This window comes from Mesorhizobium sp. B3-1-7 (assembly GCF_006439385.1).
Lineage (GTDB): Bacteria > Pseudomonadota > Alphaproteobacteria > Rhizobiales > Rhizobiaceae > Mesorhizobium.
The window spans coordinates 128,959-142,477 of the sequence record NZ_VFTL01000006.1 but is presented as its reverse complement, the minus strand read 5'-3'; the positions used below and the strand labels follow the sequence as shown (position 1 = coordinate 142,477).

19 protein-coding genes are annotated in these 13,519 nt (G+C 63.0%); 9 read left to right on the top strand and 10 right to left on the bottom strand.

The features are described 5' to 3' along the window. Positions 1-262: 262 nt before the first annotated feature. Positions 263-688, top strand: coding sequence for a hypothetical protein (locus tag FJ417_RS07175; protein WP_140645873.1), 426 nt, complete (start codon positions 263-265; stop codon positions 686-688). 106 nt (positions 689-794) lie between these two features. Here FJ417_RS07175 and FJ417_RS07170 read toward each other — a convergent pair whose 3' ends face one another. Further along, positions 795-1,148, bottom strand: coding sequence for a DUF1304 domain-containing protein (locus tag FJ417_RS07170; protein ID WP_140782973.1), 354 nt, complete (start codon positions 1,146-1,148; stop codon positions 795-797). Between the two features lie 148 nt (positions 1,149-1,296). On the opposite strand from FJ417_RS07170, the gene FJ417_RS07165 reads away from it, so the two are divergent. The 3 genes from FJ417_RS07165 (at position 1,297) to FJ417_RS07155 (ending at position 3,588) form a co-directional block, all read left to right on the top strand. Beyond that, positions 1,297-2,784, top strand: coding sequence for a carboxypeptidase M32 (locus FJ417_RS07165; RefSeq protein WP_140782972.1), 1,488 nt, complete (start codon positions 1,297-1,299; stop codon positions 2,782-2,784). Between the two features lie 98 nt (positions 2,785-2,882). After that, positions 2,883-3,161, top strand: coding sequence for a hypothetical protein (locus tag FJ417_RS07160; protein WP_140646566.1), 279 nt, complete (start codon positions 2,883-2,885; stop codon positions 3,159-3,161). Positions 3,162-3,261: 100 nt separating this feature from the next. Then, positions 3,262-3,588 carry a VapC toxin family PIN domain ribonuclease gene (locus tag FJ417_RS07155; RefSeq protein WP_246687410.1) on the top strand — a complete coding sequence of 109 codons (327 nt, stop codon included), beginning with the start codon at positions 3,262-3,264 and terminating at the stop codon, positions 3,586-3,588. 7 nt (positions 3,589-3,595) lie between these two features. On the opposite strand, the gene FJ417_RS07150 is transcribed toward FJ417_RS07155, so the two are convergent. Beyond that, the gene (locus FJ417_RS07150; protein ID WP_140782971.1) at positions 3,596-5,398 is read right to left on the bottom strand and encodes an ABC transporter transmembrane domain-containing protein; all 1,803 of its coding nucleotides are present in this window, start codon (positions 5,396-5,398) and stop codon (positions 3,596-3,598) included. Positions 5,399-5,604: 206 nt separating this feature from the next. Here FJ417_RS07150 and rpmE point away from each other — a divergent pair, with 206 nt between their 5' ends. Further along, the gene (gene rpmE, locus FJ417_RS07145) at positions 5,605-5,826 is read left to right on the top strand and encodes a 50S ribosomal protein L31 (RefSeq protein ID WP_027166741.1); all 222 of its coding nucleotides are present in this window, start codon (positions 5,605-5,607) and stop codon (positions 5,824-5,826) included. A gap of 303 nt (positions 5,827-6,129) precedes the next feature. Here the strand turns inward: rpmE and FJ417_RS07140 are convergent, their stop codons facing one another. Continuing rightward, the gene (locus tag FJ417_RS07140) at positions 6,130-6,771 is read right to left on the bottom strand and encodes a TetR/AcrR family transcriptional regulator (protein ID WP_140782970.1); all 642 of its coding nucleotides are present in this window, start codon (positions 6,769-6,771) and stop codon (positions 6,130-6,132) included. A 128-nt stretch (positions 6,772-6,899) separates the two neighbouring features. Between FJ417_RS07140 and FJ417_RS07135 the strand changes: the two genes are divergently transcribed. Further along, complete coding sequence (locus FJ417_RS07135; protein WP_140782969.1) at positions 6,900-7,376, top strand: DUF1772 domain-containing protein; 477 nt, start codon at positions 6,900-6,902, stop codon at positions 7,374-7,376. A 33-nt stretch (positions 7,377-7,409) separates the two neighbouring features. Here the strand turns inward: FJ417_RS07135 and FJ417_RS07130 are convergent, their stop codons facing one another. The 3 genes from FJ417_RS07130 to FJ417_RS07120 form a co-directional block, all read right to left on the bottom strand. Then, entirely contained in the window at positions 7,410-7,718 is a 309-nt protein-coding gene (locus tag FJ417_RS07130; RefSeq protein WP_140782968.1) for a SelT/SelW/SelH family protein, read from the bottom strand. Positions 7,719-7,729: 11 nt separating this feature from the next. After that, positions 7,730-8,479 carry a YebC/PmpR family DNA-binding transcriptional regulator gene (locus tag FJ417_RS07125; RefSeq protein ID WP_140782967.1) on the bottom strand — a complete coding sequence of 250 codons (750 nt, stop codon included), beginning with the start codon at positions 8,477-8,479 and terminating at the stop codon, positions 7,730-7,732. A gap of 204 nt (positions 8,480-8,683) precedes the next feature. Continuing rightward, a complete protein-coding gene (locus FJ417_RS07120; RefSeq protein WP_140646560.1) occupies positions 8,684-9,007 on the bottom strand; it encodes a helix-turn-helix domain-containing protein in 324 nt (107 codons plus the stop codon). Positions 9,008-9,058: 51 nt separating this feature from the next. On the opposite strand from FJ417_RS07120, the gene FJ417_RS07115 reads away from it, so the two are divergent. The 3 genes from FJ417_RS07115 to FJ417_RS07105 are packed head-to-tail and all read left to right on the top strand — an operon-like array spanning position 9,059 to position 10,458. After that, positions 9,059-9,541: an SRPBCC domain-containing protein gene (locus FJ417_RS07115; protein WP_140782966.1), complete on the top strand. Its 483-nt coding sequence runs from the start codon at positions 9,059-9,061 to the stop codon at positions 9,539-9,541. A 43-nt stretch (positions 9,542-9,584) separates the two neighbouring features. Further along, entirely contained in the window at positions 9,585-9,977 is a 393-nt protein-coding gene (locus tag FJ417_RS07110) for a VOC family protein (protein WP_140782965.1), read from the top strand. Between the two features lie 16 nt (positions 9,978-9,993). After that, positions 9,994-10,458, top strand: coding sequence for an SRPBCC family protein (locus FJ417_RS07105; RefSeq protein WP_140654843.1), 465 nt, complete (start codon positions 9,994-9,996; stop codon positions 10,456-10,458). Here the strand turns inward: FJ417_RS07105 and FJ417_RS07100 are convergent. The 4 genes from FJ417_RS07100 to FJ417_RS07085 all read right to left on the bottom strand — a co-directional run bounded on the left by FJ417_RS07100 (position 10,455) and on the right by FJ417_RS07085 (position 13,441). Next, positions 10,455-11,219 (bottom strand): TerC family protein, encoded by a 765-nt coding sequence (locus FJ417_RS07100; RefSeq protein WP_140782964.1) that lies wholly within the window; start codon positions 11,217-11,219, stop codon positions 10,455-10,457. The two genes, FJ417_RS07105 and FJ417_RS07100, sit on opposite strands and share 4 nt — an antisense overlap. A gap of 70 nt (positions 11,220-11,289) precedes the next feature. After that, positions 11,290-12,114 carry a YmdB family metallophosphoesterase gene (locus FJ417_RS07095; RefSeq protein WP_140646555.1) on the bottom strand — a complete coding sequence of 275 codons (825 nt, stop codon included), beginning with the start codon at positions 12,112-12,114 and terminating at the stop codon, positions 11,290-11,292. 49 nt (positions 12,115-12,163) lie between these two features. After that, the gene (locus FJ417_RS07090) at positions 12,164-12,688 is read right to left on the bottom strand and encodes a DUF3592 domain-containing protein (protein WP_140782963.1); all 525 of its coding nucleotides are present in this window, start codon (positions 12,686-12,688) and stop codon (positions 12,164-12,166) included. Positions 12,689-12,856: 168 nt separating this feature from the next. Continuing rightward, positions 12,857-13,441: a 5-formyltetrahydrofolate cyclo-ligase gene (locus tag FJ417_RS07085; RefSeq protein ID WP_140782962.1), complete on the bottom strand. Its 585-nt coding sequence runs from the start codon at positions 13,439-13,441 to the stop codon at positions 12,857-12,859. Positions 13,442-13,519 lie beyond the last annotated feature (78 nt).

The window sequence follows — 13,519 nt, the reverse complement described above, 5'->3', positions numbered from 1 at the left end:
TCGCGACGCGCTTTAGGATCACGCAAAGTCACGGGAAGTTGTTTGTCGGCTGAATACTTAGCGCGCCAAGTTCCGGCGGCAAGGCCTGAAAACATTATCTTTTTTTAATTACACATCGCGAATCGACGCACCTAACTTGCCGCGCAGGGCCGGGGTCCCGCCGGCGATGCCTCCCATCGCGACGCGACGGAACCGGACGGCCCGGAAGGTCGGAAGGCGACGCGGCGCGGCCGCTCCCTTCCTGGTAGAAGGATGCGCCGCCATGCGCGCTTCAACATCTCTCAAGACTGCAATCCTCGCTGCGGTTCTGATCGCGGCCCCGCTCGCCGGCGCCTATGCGGCCGGGCACCACAAGGGACTTCTCGATGCGACCCCTCCAGCCAATTTCATCGGCCCGCGTGTGACCAGCCTGATCGATCAGATCCAGGGCGTGGATCAGGGCATCACCGATGCCCGGCAGGCAAACAACATTTCGGCTTCGGAAGCGCACCGACTGCACATGCGCGCCGCGCATATCAGCCAGGCCGCGGAGCATGTCGCGGCCTCGGATCACGGCAGGATACCGTCCGCGCAATATCATGAGATGCTGCGGCGCCTCGACAATGTCGACCAGAGGCTGATGAACGACACCGGCAGCGGCTTCATGGTGGGCGACGGCGACGGCGGTGGCAATTACCCGAACGGCTGAAGCGGTTCGCCATTTCAAGGAGACGGCCGGCACACAGGAAGGGACCAACTGGCGCCCGCGGGACCTGGCCCCGAGGGCGTCCTTTTTGGATCGCGTCCTGCTTCGATTACACGCCGAGCCAAAGCGCGATGATGGCGAGCACCGCCGGCACAGTCTGGATGAAGAGTGTCTTGCGGCCGACGGTCGCCGCGCCGTAGAGGCCGGCAATAGCGACGCAGATGAGGAAGAACATCTTGATCTGGAATCCGCCGGCGCCGAGATAGAGTCCCCAGATCAGGCCGGCGGCGAGAAAGCCGTTATAGAGCCCCTGATTTGCGGCAAGCACCTTCGAGGCGCTGGCGAATTCCGTCGTCAGCTTGAACGCCTTGTGGCCGCGCGGCGTGTCCCACAACACCACCTCAAGGTAGACGATATAGCAGTGGATCAGCGCCACCAGCCCGACCAGGATATTGCCGATCATTGTTCCCCACCGCTCGTTCGGACAAGCATTGACCACACGTCGACGCCGCCGCGCGAGATAGGTTGACCCCGGCCTCGCCGAGCAGGGTTGCCAAGCTTCGCGCCTTGGTATCTTTTTCGCGCCAGCCCATTTGCAGCCGGAACCCGCCATGTCCTTCCAGAAACTCGACCAACTCGGCCACAAGCTCGAAGCGCTGGAGCATGCTTTAGCCATCCTCGGCGCCGACGAGGCGACACATATGGCGGTCGGCGGCGGCGAGAAGCGCGCCGAGGCGATGTCCTCGCTTGCCGGCATGCTGCACGCCCAGGCGACCGCGCCGGAGATCGGTGACTGGATCGCGGCCGCCGAAGCCGAGCCGCTGAGCGAAGAGCAGCAGGCGGCGGTCAGGGAGTTGCGCCGCCAATACACCAACCTCACCTGCCTGCCTGTCGAATTCGTCGAGCGCCAGACGGTGGCGCGCATGCGTTCCGAACAACTCTGGCGCGACCTGCGCGCCAAGAACGACTGGGCCGGCTTCCTGCCGGCGCTGGAAGGCGTCGTGACCCTGGTGCGAGAGGAAGCGGCGCTGCGCGCCGACGCCCTCGGCCTCGCCCCCTATGATGCGCTGATGGAGCAGTATGATCCCGGCAACCGCGCCGCCGACATCACGCCGGTGTTTGCCGAGCTGAAGGCCTTTCTCAAGGATTTCCTGCCGCGTGCGCTGGCCATGCAGGAAGCACGGCTGGCAAAACATCCGTTGAAGCCGCTGTCGGGCACCTATGCCGTCGACCGCCAGCGCGAGCTCGGCCTTGCCATGATGGCGGCCGTCGGCTTCGACCTCACCCATGGCTCGCTGTCGGTGTCGCACCATCCCTTCTGCGGCGGCGTGCCGACCGACGTGCGCATCACCACCCGCTACAAGACCTCCGACTTCCTGTCGGCGCTGATGGGCGTGCTGCACGAGACCGGCCACGCGCTTTACGAGCAGAACCTGCCGAAAGCCTGGTCGCATTGGCCGCTCGGCAAGGCGCGCGGCATGGCCGTGCATGAGAGCCAGAGCCTGTTCGTCGAAAAGCAGATCGGCCGCAACCCGGCGTTCTGGCGCTGGGCGTTGCCGGTGGTCGAAAAACACCTCGGCGAAGCCTGGTCGCTCGACGACATCCTGCCGCATGTCCACCATGTCGAGCGCGGCCTGATCCGCGTCGACGCCGACGAGGTCACCTATCCGCTGCATGTCATCCTGCGCTACGAGCTCGAGCAGGAGCTTGTGACCGGCCGGCTGGAGGTCGCCGACCTGCCGGAGGCATGGGACGCCAAGATGCGCGACTATCTCGGCCTCTCGACCATCGACAACCCGGCCGACGGGCCGATGCAAGACGTGCATTGGCCGGGCGCCGCCTTCGGTTATTTCCCCTCCTACACGCTAGGCGCCATGATGGCGGCGCAGCAATGGGCGGCCTTGACCAGGGAGCATCCGTCCGCCGACGAGGACCTCGCCAAGGGCGATTTCAGCGCCGTCAACGAGTGGCGTCGCGCAAAGATCTGGTCGCAGGGCTCGCGCTGGTCGACGCCGGACCTGCTCGAGCGCGCCACCGGCGAGAAGCTCAACGCCGCTTATTTCACCGAGCACCTGCGCAGACGCTACGGAACTGCATAAGTCGGCGGGTCGTTACCACGTCAGAGAACTAGAATGAGCTCATCGCCCATTTGCGTACGATTTCGTGCTGCTATATCTTATGACCACGAGGTGCGCAGATGAACGCTTCAGGTCCTAAGGAACGCGCTACGTTTTCTATCGACAGCGCGGTCAAGGAGACGCTCGAGAACCAAGTTCCGAAAAACAAGCGATCCCGTTTCGTCGAGGAGGCAATCGCAAAGGCATTGAAAGATGCCGCAAAGGAGCGTGCTTTAAAGATGATCCGGGAATTGAAACCGGGCTCGACAGGCGGCGAAAGCTCGACCGACGTGCTGCGTAGAATTCGCCAGGAGATGGACGGCCGACCAGAGGACATCCTCGAAGGCCGGAAAAAGTGATTATTGTCGACGCGTCGATTTTCATCAAACTCTTTCGGGACGAGGATGGTAGCGAACAGGCGCGAAACCTGTTCGCAAAAACATCGCAGACGGTCGCGCCATGGCCGCCCCCAGCATCTTACTTTACGAGTCACTATCTTCCGCGCTTCACTATGAGCAATCCTTCGTTATGGTCGCAACGCTGATCGCCGGGCTGCGGGAAGGCGGTTTCCACCTTTTGGAACCGGACATGGGCGAGCTGGCCAAAACGCAGGAAATCGCGACGCAGCTGAGCCCTGCCGGCGGCTATCCAACGCTCAACGACTGCGTTTACCACGCCATGGCAATCAATCGCGCCGCAACATTGGTGACAGCCGACCAGCGCCATTTTGCCAAAACGAAACATTTAGGCAGCATTGTGCTTCTCGCCGATTGGCGAGCGCCCTAAGATTGCTCTACTCCGCCGCGCCCTTGAAGGCGCTGGCTCCGGTCTCGAACTGGAGCTTCGCGAGCCGCGCATAGGTGCCGCCCTTGGCCACCAGGCTCTGATGCGTGCCTTCCTCGACGATGCGCCCGCCGTCCATGACCAGGATGCGGTCGGCCTTCAGCACCGTCGCCAGCCGGTGCGCGATGACGATGGTGGTGCGGCCGCGCATCAGCCGCTCCAGCGCCCTTTGCACCAGCGTCTCGCTCTCGGCGTCAAGCGCCGAGGTCGCTTCGTCGAGCAGGAGGATCGGCGCGTCGCGCAGGATGGCGCGGGCGATCGCGATGCGCTGGCGCTGCCCGCCGGACAGCGTCACGCCGCGCTCGCCGACCTGGCTGTCATAGCCCTTGTCGAGCCTGGCGATGAATTCGTCGGCAAGCGCCGCCTTCGCCGCGGCCTCGATCTCGGCGTCGCTGGCGCCCTGCCTGCCGAAGCCGATATTGTCGCGAACGCTCGCGGCGAAGATGGTGACGTCCTGCGGCACGATCGCGATCCGCTGCCGGACAGCCGCCGGATCGGCCTCGCGCACGTCGACGCCGTCGAGGACGACGCGGCCGCTCTCGGGATCGTAGAAGCGCAGGATCAGCGAGAAGACGGTGCTTTTTCCGGCGCCCGAAGGCCCGACGATCGCCACCGTCTCGCCGGGCTTCACCTGGAAGCTCAGGCCATGCACGGCGGCACGGTCCGGCCGCGCCGGATAAGAGAAGGAGACGTCGTCGAAGCTGATCGCGCCCTTGGCCGTGGCCGGCAACGGAACGGGGTCGGCAGGCCGCTGGATCGCCGGCGTCTCGGCCAGGATCTCGGTCAGCCGCTCTGCGGCGCCCGCCGCCTGCGACAGCTCGCTCCATACCTCCGACAACGCGCCGAGCGCGCCGGCGGCAAACACCGAATAGAGCAGGAACTGGCCGAGCGTGCCGGCCGACAGCGTACCGGCAAGCACGTCGCGCGAGCCGAACCACAGCACCGCGACCACCGAGGAAAAGATCATGAAGATGGCAAAGAAGGTCAGGAACGAGCGCGCGAACACCGAGGCCCGCGCCGCCTCGAAGGCAGCATCGACGGCGCCAGCGAAGCGGCCGGTCACCAGCTTCTCGTTGGTGAAGGCCTGCAGCGTGCGCACCGCGCCGATCTGCTCGCTGGCATAGGCGGTGGCCTCGGCGAGCGTGTCCTGCGCTTGCCGGGACTTGCGGCGCACCGAACGGCCGAAGGCGACGAGCGGCAGCACGATCACCGGAATGGCCGCGATCACCAGGCCGGAGAGTTTCGGGCTGGTGACGACCATCATCGCCACCGCGCCGAGGCCGAGGATGACGTTGCGCAGCGCGACCGAGGCGGTGGCGCCGACCGCCGACTTCACCTGCGTGGTGTCGGCGGCAAGCCGCGACACGATCTCGCCCGAATGCGAACGATCGAAAAACGCCGGCGACAGCGTCGTGACATGGGAGAAAACGTCGCGGCGGATGTCGGCGACGACCCGTTCGCCGAGCGTGATAACGAAATAGTAGCGGCTGGCCGAAGCGGCCGCGAGCAGCGCGGCCATCAGAACCAGTGCCGCGAAATACTCCGCGATGAAGGTGGAGCCCGCGGCCTGGAAACCGTGGTCGATCATGCGCCGCACAGCCATCGGCAAGGCAAGCGTCGTCACTGCCGCCACGATCAGCGAGATGATGGCGCCGATGGCGAGCTTCCGGTAGCGGGTGATATAGGGAAAAAGGCTGCGGAGCGGCCGGACCGAGCGTCTGCGCTCGCTTGCGCTGCCACCGATTTCCGCCATGAGCGTTTCCTCTGGCCGCTTGCCGGCACCGCGCTTCAATATGCGCTCGCCGCGGCCTTGTGAATCAATTCCGGCTGATGTATAGGCTCGCCGACCGTTTTAGAAGCCGTGGCTTTTCATTAGCTGCGGCTTCGAGTTTAAAAAAGGGGCGCATCGACGCAGGCCTTTAGGCCCGTCAGCAGCGCCGGCAGCCAGGAAACACGACAATGAAGGCCGATATCCATCCCGACTACCACACCATCAAGGTCGTCATGACCGATGGCACCGAATACCAGACCCGTTCGACCTGGGGCAAGGAAGGCGACACGATGAACCTCGACATCGACCCGACCACGCACCCGGCCTGGACCGGCGGCCAGCAGACCCTGCTCGACCGCGGCGGCCGCCTGTCGAAGTTCAAGAAGCGTTTCGAAGGCTTCGGCCTCTAAGCCGGACACATCAGCAGACTTTGAAAACCCGCCTTCGAGGCGGGTTTTTTGTTGGCCGCATTTCTTCCTTCTCCCCGTTCTACGGGGAGAAGGTGCCCGAAAGGCGGATGAGGGGCAGCGCTAGCCTCGGCGATTGGCCGGCCAAGGTGCGAGAAATTCAGAATTCGATGACAGTGCGCTTTTTCGACGACGCCAACGTCATAGGTGTGCGCCGCCCCTCACCTGCCTGCCGGCATCCTTCCTCGTATAGAGACGGGAGAGAGACGCTCCCGCCGTCGTCTTCGCAAATCGCCTTAGCCGCCGCTACTCCCCCACAAACTCCCTAAGCGCCATGCGCTTGTAGGCCGCGACAAGCCTGTCGCCCTCCTCGCGGTCGACGGAGATCGCCAGCCGCACCGCGGCCTCGCCCATCTGCCAGACGAGGAACGCCGTCGTTTCCAGTTCCACTGGATCGGCATGGGGACGCAGCCGCTTCAGCACCGCGACCAAAAATTCGGCATTGGCCCGGCTGTCGGCGAGTTCCAGTTCGCGCAACGCCTTGTCGGCCTGCGTACCCGACCAGATGTCGCGCATCACCGGCTCGGCCAGGAACAACTGGTAGTAGATGTCCACCAGCTCCGAAAACGCCCGTTTCATTCCCTCGGCATCGCGGACATCCTTGAGCGCCGTCGCAATGCAGGCCTGGCTTTCGGCGGTGTAGCGCTCGGCAAGCGCCCAGACGATCGCCCGCTTGTCCGGGAAGAACTGGTAGAGCGAGCCGATCGACACCCCAGCCCTTTCCGCCACCTCGCCCATGCGCATGGCATCGCTGCCTTGCTCGGCAATCAGCGCCGAGGCGGCCGCGAGCATGCGCTCGACCCGCTCGCGGCTGCGCTGCTGCGTAGGCGACCGGCGCGGCGAAGCAATGGCCGCCTGGTCCGGCTTGGCGGTAACTTTTTCATCCATGGTTCTGTCCGGGGGATTTCTCGAAAACTGGCTTGACTCACAAAATACGAGGGTTTATCACGTTTTGCAAATATGAGGATTACTCGCCTTTCGGAATCGAGCAAAACCCGGCGTCTGGAGCAACTAAGATGATGAAACTTCTTCCCACCCTCACCTTCATCGCCGCGATCGGCTCGGGCGTCGTCGGCGGCGTCTTCTTTGCCTTCTCGAATTTCGTCATGGCGGCCCTTGCCCGACTGTCCGTCCCGAGCGGCATCGCCGCGATGAATTCGATCAACATCACGGTGATCACCCCGACCTTCATGACGGCGCTGTTCGGCACCGGCCTCATCTGCCTGGTGCTGATTGCCGGCGTTTTCTTCGGCTGGAGCCAGTCGGGCTCCTACTGGCTGCTTGCCGGCGCGATGCTCTATTTCGTCGGCAATCCGATCGTAACCATGATCTTCAACGTGCCGCTCAACGACGCACTCGCCGCCGTCGATCCTGCGAGCGCCAACGGCGCCGCCGTATGGGCGAACCATCTGAATGAGTGGGTGATGTGGAATCACGTCCGCACCATCACCGCCATCGCGGCAATGGCCTGCTTCATCATGGCATTGACCTGAAGACGGCAACCCGCGAATGCAAAAGGCTCCGGCTCAGGCGGAGTCTTTTTTATGATCCTTGCGATCGGCGTGGCCGAGGTCACGCTCTGGGTCGATGACGTCGCGGACCAGCTGCTTCAGCTTCGCCGCATCCGGAAAACCGCCGTCGCGCTTGCGCTCCCAGATGAGCACGTCGTTGCAGGAAACGGTGAAAATGCCGCCGGTGCCTGGCACCAGCATCACCTCGCCGAGATCGGTGCCGAAGGTCGAAAGCAGTTCCTGCGCCATCCAGCCGGCACGCAACAGCCAGTGGCATTGCGTGCAGTAGGTGATGCGGATGGTGGGAAGCGGCTTCTCGCTCATGGTGACTTGGCTCAGGCCGCGCTGAGCTTGGCCATGGTTTCGTCGTCGACCTCGAAATTGGCGTAGACGCTCTGCACGTCGTCGTCGTCCTCGAGGGTGGCGACCAGCTTCATCAGCGATTGCGCCCGCTCTTCGTCGACCGGAACGTTGTTCTGCGGCTGCCAGATCGGCTTTACCGATTCCGCTTCGCCGAGCGCGGCTTCCAGCGCCTTGGACACGTCGCCGAGGTTTTCGAAGGCGCAATAGATGGTGTGGCCTTCCTCGTCGGACTCGACGTCATCCGCGCCGGCTTCGATCGCCGCTTCCATGACCTTGTCGGCGCTGCCGGCCGAGGCCGGATAGTAGATCTCGCCGACGCGGTTCCACATGAACGACACCGAGCCGGTTTCGCCGAGCGCTCCGCCGGCCTTGGTGAAGGCGGCGCGCACATTGGAGGCCGAGCGGTTGCGGTTGTCGGTCAGCGCCTCGACGATCAGCGCGACGCCGCCGGGACCGTAACCTTCATAACGCACCGCCTCGTAGTTTTCGGCATCGCCCATCGACGCCTTGTTGATGGCGCGCTGGATGTTGTCCTTCGGCATCGACACCGCCTTGGCGTTCTGCACGGCGAGGCGAAGCCGCGGATTCATCGATACATCGGGCGTCCCGCTCTTGGCGGCGACGGTGATTTCACGCGCCAGCTTGGAAAACATTTTCGACCGCACCGCGTCCTGGCGGCCCTTGCGGTGCATGATGTTCTTGAACTGCGAATGGCCAGCCATGGCACCCCTGTCGTGTTCGGCTAGAGCATCTCGAAGCGGGGTGTCATCACCTCGTCTTCGGCAAAATGCTCGAAGTCAATCTTTCAGAACGTCCCGGACATGCCTGCGAAGGCACGCGGCGCTCTTTGTCGGAATGGCCGGCTTATAGATAAATCGGCTCAATTCGTCCAGCCGCGCCGTCACTCCAACGTTGAACCGGCCCGCTCACCCCTCCAGATCGGACTTCAACCGGTCGAGAATGCTGATGGCGTGACCGGCATACTGGCTGATCCAGCGGTCGTGGATCTGCTTGATCGGCAGCGCATTGAGATGGTTCCAGCGCTCGCGCCCCTCACGCTTGGCAACGATCAGGTCGGCCTCCTCGAGGACTTTCAGGTGCATCATCACCGTGCAACGGTCCATGTCCGGAAAAGCCCCGCATAGCGCGCCGGTGGTCTGCGGCTGGTCCTTCAGCCGATCCAGCAATTCGCGCCGGCGCGAATGCGCCAAGGCCTTGAAAACATGATCGTCCACGGTTTCGCTTGACATGTTATGTTTATATAACATATCGTTTTGGCAAGCAAGGAAGGAGCTGTGGATATGTCGCTTGGATTCAGGATTTCCGGACGCATCGGCAAACCCGTCGCCGAGGTCTTCGACGCCGTCGTCAACCCGACGAAGCTCAGCGGTTATTTCACCACCATTGGCGGCGCTTCCGCTCCGCTTGTCGCCGGCACCACCGTCACCTGGTGGAAGATGGTGCCGGTGGAGGTCGACGAAGTGACGAAGGACAAGCGCATCGTGCTGCGCTGGGACGCCACCGATACCGACGGCAAACCCGCCTACAAGACCCGCATCGAGATGAATTTCGAGCCGCTGGAGGACGGCGGCACCTTCGTCACCATCGCCGAGCAAGGCTGGCGCGAAGGCGAGGTCGGCCTGAAGAAGTCCTACCTCAACTGCGAGGGCTGGTCGCAGATGCTCGCCTGCATGAAGGCCTATCTCGAATACGGCATCAATCTGCGCGACGGCTACTACCGCAGCGAGATGAGGGGCGAGCCGGCCAACGAGACCAACATCTGAGCCTGCGTCAAGTCCCGATATCCCGCAGCAGGAGGTCGCCCCGATGACGAAAGCAACACCATTCCTGATGTTTGAGGGAAACGGCGAGGAGGCCATGACCCTCTATTGCGGGACCATTCCCGATAGCCGTGTCCTCGACATCGCGCGCTACGGTTCGGGTGAGGATGGGGCGGAGGGAACGCTCAAGCTGGCGCGCGCTTTGGTCGGCGGCGTCGAGATCAGGATCTACAACAGCCCCGTCCATCACGCCTTCACTTTCACGCCGTCCTTCTCCTTCTTTGTCGACTGTTCTTCCGGGCAGGAACTGGAGCGGATCGTCGGCGTTCTTTCCAAGGATGGTGGATTTCTGATGCCACCAGGCAATTACGGCTTCAGCCAGCGTTTCGCCTGGCTCAACGACCGGTTCGGCGTCTCCTGGCAGATCAACTTGTCCTGACATCGAGGAGGGTACTGTGGAATTGAAGCGCGCCCCCACCGCCGAAACCGCCATGCTGATCCGGCGGCCGGTCGCCGACGTCTTCGAGGCGATTGTCGATCCGGCGATCACCACGAAATTCTGGTTCACGCATTCGAGCGGCCGACTGGACGAAGGCAAGACGGTCGAGTGGGAGTGGCGCATGTACGGGGTCTCGACCAGGGTCGAGGTCAGCGAGATCGTCCCCAACGAGAAGATCGTCATGCAATGGAGCGATCCGCCGACCACCGTCGTCTGGACCTTCACCAAAATGCCCGATGAGGCGACCTTCCTCGAGGTCCGCAATTTCGGCTTCGCCGGCTCCGCCGACGAGCAGGTCAAGCAGGCAATCGACTCGACCGGCGGCTTCTCTCTGGTGCTCGCCGGCGCCAAGGCATGGCTGGAACAGGGCCTGACGCTCGGCCTGATCGGCGACCGTCACCCGAAGGGCATTTCGGCCTAATGCCCCTCGCCCGACCTCTGCTTCTTGCGATGCCGTGCCAGCATGTTGAGGCCCTCGACCAGGGCTGAAAAACCCATGGCGGCGTAGATGTAGCCCTTGGGCACATGGTAGCCCATGCCGTCGGCGATCAGCGTCATGCCGATCATCAACAGGAAGCCCAGCGCCAGCATGACGATAGAGGGGTTCTTGGCGATGAAATTGGCGAGCGGCGTCGCCGCCAGCATCATCACGCTCACCGCCACGATCACCGCGATATACATGATGGCGATCTCGTCGGTCATGCCGACGGCGGTGATGATGGAATCGATCGAGAAGACGAGGTCGAGCAGCAGGATCTGGAAGATCGCGCCGGCAAGGCTCATCTGCAGCGTGCCCACCATCGTATCCTGATGGTCCTGCGGGTCGACCGTGTGATGGATCTCCTTGGTCGCCTTCCAGACCAGGAACAGGCCGCCGGCGATCAGGATCAGGTCGCGCCAGGAAAAGCCGTGGCCGAAGGCTGTGAACACCGGCGCCGTCAGCTGCACGATGATCGAGATGGTGGCGAGCAGGACGAGGCGCATGATCAGCGCCGCCGAGATGCCGAGCCGGCGCGCGCGGGCGCGCTGCGCTTCCGGAAGCTTGTTGGTCAGGATCGAGATAAAGATCAGATTGTCGATGCCGAGCACGACCTCGAGCACCACCAGGGTCAAAAGCGCGACCCATGCGGTCGGATCGGAAACAAAGTGAAAGTGCGGCGCCAGAAATTCGACAAGCTGCATGGAGGTCGTCCCCTCTACGATCTAGAGCAGTGTTGCCGGCAATTAGGTACTCTGCGCACCTATATCAATGTCACGGCCAGAAGGACGGCGCCGTTTCTTCCAGCCGCGGCCCGCGACGAAACGGCGCGATTTTTTCGGCAAGCCCGGTGCGGTCGGAAATATCGACGCCGACGCCGCAGAGCGTCGCAGGCCCGGATGCCGCCTCGAAACGGCCCTTCGGCACCTTGGAAAGAAACCGGTTGAGCGGTTCTTCCTTGTCCATGCCGAGCGAGGAATCGTAATCGCCGCACATGCCGGCGTCCGAAATATAGGCGGTGCCGCCATTGAGGATCTGATGGTCGGCGGTCGGCTGATGCGTATGCGTGCCGACCACGAGGCTGGCGCGGCCGTCGACGAAATGCGCGAAGCACATTTTCTCCGAGGTCGCCTCTGCGTGGAAATCGACGATGACCGCATCGGCCTGCTCGCCAAGCGGACAGGCGGCCAGCTCGCGCTCGCCGGCCTGGAACGGGTCGTCGAGCTCCGGGTGCATGAAGACGCGGCCCATGATGTTGGCGACCAGCACGCGCGCGCCATTGCGGGCGATGTAGACGCCCGAGCCGCGCCCCGGCGTGCCCTTGGGAAAATTCGAAGGCCGCAGGAAGCGCTCCTCGCGCGGCGCGAAGATCAGCGCGTCGCGCTGGTCCCAGACATGGTTGCCGGTGGTGACGACATCCGCGCCCGCCGCGAGCGTCTCGCGAAAGATTTCTTCGGTTATGCCGAAGCCGCCGGCGGCGTTCTCGCCATTGACGATGACGAAATCGAGCTTGAAGTCGGAAATCAGCCCCGGCAGCTGTTCCCAAACCGCCGTGCGTCCCGTCTTGCCAACCATGTCGCCGAGGAAGAGGAGTCTCATAGCCACTTCTATCCAGAGCTGTGGACGCTAGGCAAGCGGCACCGAGGTCCTAACGCCGTCCAAAAGTGGCGCGTTGCTGTTCGGTCGGCGTTGCGCTCGCGCCCGAGACGCGGGTAGCCGAGGGGATCGGCAAGGCCGGCGGTGCGTTCCGTCCTCGCAACCAGAAGAACCAGAGATAGAAAGCGGCGAACCCGCCGGTGACGGCAAGCAGCAGCAGCCCGCCGCGCCATCCCTTCATCGCGCCCGTATCAAGGTTCGCTGGATCGGCGGGATCGTAGTAGAATTCCATCTGGTCGCCCTTGGCTGCCTTGTAGAGGCCGATGTCCTTGCCCTTGCCGGACCATGTCATCGGCGCATCATTGGCGACGTAAGCCAAGGCGACATTGATGCCGTCCGTTTTGAGGCCGTTCGCCTGCATTTCGCTGTAAGGACTGACATCCGTTACGGTGGCGACCGTCCGCTGCCAGGCGGACTGGTGGTGCAGGGCAGTTGCTATGATGTGCAATGCCATCAAAAATAGTATCGCCGAGATCAACGCGAACGGCATCAGCAAATAGCGCGCAAGAATAAACACCACGACTCCGTCGAGCTGGACTATTTTTCAGGAATATAGCCGACGTTTGTTGGAAACGCGTTAAGCAGGTCGCGACAGTTCAATGCATGTCGCCCAAAAAAGCGCAGCGCTTTTGGGGCGACCGACAAAATCTAAAGCGCGCCTGAATTCGTTTCAGCGCGACGCGCTTTAAGCGATATCGAAGCGGCGCAACCCGCTCTCGGTCAGTATTTCCTGAATGATGACGTCGTGGTCTTCGTTCGGCACCAGCGGCACTTCCTGGCAGTCGAAGGCGATGCCGATCAGCCTGGGCACGATGCCCTTGTCGGCCAGCCTGGCGATGGCACGGTCGTAATAGCCGGCGCCATAGCCTATGCGGTGACCGCGGGCGTCAAAGGCGGCGAGCGGCACCAGCATGAGCGTGGGGTCGAGCACTTCCGCCTCTTCATGCGGCCCGACGGTGCCGAACCCCATCTCGACCATCGGCGCGCCGCGCACCAGTTCGCGGAAGACGATCGTGGTCTTGTCGAGAATTGCCGGCAGGCAGAGCCTGGCGCCCTTTTCGCGCATCGCGAACATCAGCGGCCGCACATCGACCTCCGAGCGCATCGGCCAGAAGCCGGAGACGACCCGGCCGGGCTCGAAGTCGATTTTTTCCTTCGCGGTCTCGGCCATTTCAAGCGCGATTTCCACCCGCCAGAATTCGTCGAGCGCATCGCGGCGCGCCAGCGCTTCCTTGCGAAGCTGTTTTTTCAGGTCTCTGGAAGGTGACATGCGCCGAGGCTAGAAAAGGTCAGATTTGAATGGAGTTTCAGGAGCGACGTTTTCTACCGCATGTCTCCCGAAAACGGG

Bases quoted from the DNA above. Each gene is read 5' to 3' on its own strand.
- FJ417_RS07175 (WP_140645873.1), top strand. From the start codon at position 263: ATGCGCGCTTCAACATCTCTCAAGACTGCAATCCTCGCTGCGGTTCTG.
- FJ417_RS07170 (WP_140782973.1), bottom strand. From the start codon at position 1,148: ATGATCGGCAATATCCTGGTCGGGCTGGTGGCGCTGATCCACTGCTAT.
- FJ417_RS07165 (WP_140782972.1), top strand. From the start codon at position 1,297: ATGTCCTTCCAGAAACTCGACCAACTCGGCCACAAGCTCGAAGCGCTG.
- FJ417_RS07160 (WP_140646566.1), top strand. From the start codon at position 2,883: ATGAACGCTTCAGGTCCTAAGGAACGCGCTACGTTTTCTATCGACAGC.
- FJ417_RS07155 (WP_246687410.1), top strand. From the start codon at position 3,262: ATGGCCGCCCCCAGCATCTTACTTTACGAGTCACTATCTTCCGCGCTT.
- FJ417_RS07150 (WP_140782971.1), bottom strand. From the start codon at position 5,398: ATGGCGGAAATCGGTGGCAGCGCAAGCGAGCGCAGACGCTCGGTCCGG.
- rpmE (WP_027166741.1), top strand. From the start codon at position 5,605: ATGAAGGCCGATATCCATCCCGACTACCACACCATCAAGGTCGTCATG.
- FJ417_RS07140 (WP_140782970.1), bottom strand. From the start codon at position 6,771: ATGGATGAAAAAGTTACCGCCAAGCCGGACCAGGCGGCCATTGCTTCG.
- FJ417_RS07135 (WP_140782969.1), top strand. From the start codon at position 6,900: ATGATGAAACTTCTTCCCACCCTCACCTTCATCGCCGCGATCGGCTCG.
- FJ417_RS07130 (WP_140782968.1), bottom strand. From the start codon at position 7,718: ATGAGCGAGAAGCCGCTTCCCACCATCCGCATCACCTACTGCACGCAA.
- FJ417_RS07125 (WP_140782967.1), bottom strand. From the start codon at position 8,479: ATGGCTGGCCATTCGCAGTTCAAGAACATCATGCACCGCAAGGGCCGC.
- FJ417_RS07120 (WP_140646560.1), bottom strand. From the start codon at position 9,007: ATGTCAAGCGAAACCGTGGACGATCATGTTTTCAAGGCCTTGGCGCAT.
- FJ417_RS07115 (WP_140782966.1), top strand. From the start codon at position 9,059: ATGTCGCTTGGATTCAGGATTTCCGGACGCATCGGCAAACCCGTCGCC.
- FJ417_RS07110 (WP_140782965.1), top strand. From the start codon at position 9,585: ATGACGAAAGCAACACCATTCCTGATGTTTGAGGGAAACGGCGAGGAG.
- FJ417_RS07100 (WP_140782964.1), bottom strand. From the start codon at position 11,219: ATGCAGCTTGTCGAATTTCTGGCGCCGCACTTTCACTTTGTTTCCGAT.
- FJ417_RS07095 (WP_140646555.1), bottom strand. From the start codon at position 12,114: ATGAGACTCCTCTTCCTCGGCGACATGGTTGGCAAGACGGGACGCACG.
- FJ417_RS07085 (WP_140782962.1), bottom strand. From the start codon at position 13,441: ATGTCACCTTCCAGAGACCTGAAAAAACAGCTTCGCAAGGAAGCGCTG.